Genomic DNA, 2,534 nt, shown 5'->3' with positions numbered 1-2,534 from the left:
GGCCACGGCGGCCGGCGCGGCCGGTGCGGCCAATGCGGTGGCGGTAGGCATCCACGTCGGTGGGCAGCTCGTAGTTCACCACCGCGGCCAGGTCCTCCACGTCCAGGCCGCGCGCGGCCACGTCGCTGGCAACCAGCACGTTGCAGCTGCGGTTGGCCAGCTGCAGCAGCACTTCGTCGCGGTCGCGCTGCTCCATGTCCCCGTGCAGGGCCAGGGCGGAGAAACCGAACTGGCGCAGCGAGCCGGCGACCTCGTCCACGTCCTTGCGGGTATTGCAGAACACCACCGCCGATTCGGGGCGATGGCGCAGCAGCAGGCCGGCCACGGCCTTCTGCCGGAACTGCGGGTCCACGTCGAAGAAGCGCTGCTCGATGTCCGGCGCCGATTCACCGCCGTCCACCGAGACCTCCACCGGATTGCGCAGCAGCTGGCGGGCGAGTTCGCGGATCGCATCGGGGAAGGTGGCCGAGAACAGCAGGGTCTGGCGCTGGCCGTGGCAGCGGTTGGCGATCTCGCGCACCGGCTCCTCGAAGCCCATGTCCAGCATGCGGTCGGCCTCGTCCAGCACCAGGGTGCGGACCACGCCCAGGTGCAGCACGCGCTTGCGGGCCAGCTCCTGCACCCGGCCCGGCGTGCCGACCACGACCTGCGGGTCGTGCGCCTGCAGCGAGGCGATCTGCGGCTCCAGCGCCACGCCGCCGGTGAGCACGCTCAGCTTGAGGTTGGGGATGCCGGTGGCCAGGCGGCGCAGCTGCCGGCCGACCTGGTCGGCCAGCTCGCGGGTCGGGCACAGCACCAGCGCCTGGCAGCGCGATTGGCCCGGATCCAGCCGCTGCAGCAGGCCCAGGCCGAAGGCGGCGGTCTTGCCGCTGCCGGTGGGCGCCTGCGCCAGCAGGTCGCGGCCTTCCAGGATCGGCGGCAGTGACTGCGCCTGGATCGGCGTGGCGGCGGTATAGCCCAGCGCGTCCAGTCCGGGACGCAGGGCGGGGGAGAGCGGCAGCGCGGCAAAGTCGGTCATGCGCCATTCTCGCAGGTGTGGCCCGTACAATGCGCGGATGCCTTTGATCACCCTGCAGAACGTCGACTACAGCGTCGGCGGCCCGTTGTTGCTGGAACATGCCGACCTGTCGATCGAGCCGGGCGAACGCATCGCCCTGATCGGCCGCAACGGCGCCGGCAAATCCACCCTGCTCAAGCTCATCGCCGGCGAACTGCAGCCGGACGATGGCCAGGTGCGGGTCCAGGCAGGCGTGCGTGTGGCGCGCCTGGAGCAGGAGGTGCCCGGCGGCACCGAGGGCAGCGTGTTCGACGTGGTCGCCGGCGGCCTGGGCGAGCTGGGCACCTGGCTGGCGCAGTTCCACCAGATCAGCCATGCCGCGGAATTCGACGCGGCGCAGCTGTCGCGGGTGCAGGCGAAGATCGACGCGGCCGACGGCTGGGCCCTGGACCGGCGCGTGGCCGAGGTGCTCAGCCGCCTGGAGCTGGATGGCGATGCGGTGTTCGCGCGCCTGTCCGGTGGCATGAAGCGCCGCGTGCTGCTGGCGCGCTCGCTGGTTTCCGCGCCGGACGTGCTGCTGCTGGACGAGCCGACCAACCACCTGGACATCGAGGCGATCGACTGGCTGGAGGGCTTCCTGAAGGAGTGGAGCGGCAGCGTGGTGTTCGTCACCCACGACCGCCGCTTCCTGCGCGCCCTGGCCACCCGCATCGTCGAGATCGACCGCGGCCAGGTCACCAGCTGGCCGGGCGACTGGGCCAACTACGAGCGCCGCCGCGAGGAGCGGCTCAACGCCGAGGCGCAGGAGAACGCGCGCTTCGACAAGCTGCTGGCGCAGGAGGAAGCCTGGATCCGCCAGGGCATCAAGGCCCGCCGCACCCGCGACGAAGGCCGCGTGCGCCGGCTCAAGGCCATGCGCGTGGAACGCGCCCAGCGCCGCGAACTGTCCGGCAACGTGCGCATGGAGGCTGCCCAGGGCGAGTCCTCCGGCAAGAAGGTCATCGAGGCCAGGGACCTGCATTTCGCCCACGGCGGGCAGGTGATGGTGCGCGGCTTCTCCACCACCGTGCTGCGCGGCGACCGCATCGGCCTCATCGGCCCCAACGGCAGTGGCAAGACGACCCTGCTGAAGCTGCTGCTGGGCGAACAGCAGCCGCAGGCCGGCGAGGTGAAACTGGGCACCAACCTGCAGGTGGCCTACTTCGACCAGTACCGCGCGACCCTGCGCGAAGACTGGAACGCGATGGAGAACGTGGCCGGCGGCCGCGACTTCGTCGAGATCAACGGCTCGCGCAAGCACGTGCTGGCCTACCTGCAGGACTTCCTGTTCACGCCCGAGCGCGCGCGTGCGCCAATCACCCGCCTGTCCGGCGGCGAGCGCAACCGCCTGCTGCTGGCGCGCCTGTTCGCGCAGCCATCCAACCTGCTGGTGATGGACGAGCCGACCAACGACCTGGACGTGGAAACCCTGGAGCTGCTGGAAGACCTGCTGGCCGACTACAACGGCACCCTGCTGCTGGTCAGCCACGACCGCGAC

At 71.0% G+C, this 2,534-nt stretch carries 2 protein-coding genes; one reads left to right on the top strand and one right to left on the bottom strand.

Annotated elements, in window-relative coordinates:
* Positions 1–1,018, bottom strand: a 1,018-nt coding sequence (locus tag B351_RS0104480; RefSeq protein WP_019397852.1) for a DEAD/DEAH box helicase, incomplete at its 3' end; no start/stop codon positions are given.
* Between the two features lie 37 nt (positions 1,019–1,055).
* On the opposite strand from B351_RS0104480, the gene B351_RS0104475 reads away from it, so the two are divergent.
* On the top strand, positions 1,056–2,534 hold a 1,479-nt coding region (locus B351_RS0104475), incomplete at its 3' end, for an ATP-binding cassette domain-containing protein (RefSeq protein WP_026010360.1).

The sequence above is a fragment of the Pseudoxanthomonas sp. GW2 genome (genome assembly GCF_000283075.1).
In the GTDB taxonomy this organism is placed as follows: Bacteria; Pseudomonadota; Gammaproteobacteria; order Xanthomonadales; family Xanthomonadaceae; genus Pseudoxanthomonas.
The sequence above is the reverse complement of the archived record's forward strand: the minus strand, read 5'-3'. Positions and strand labels throughout refer to the sequence as shown.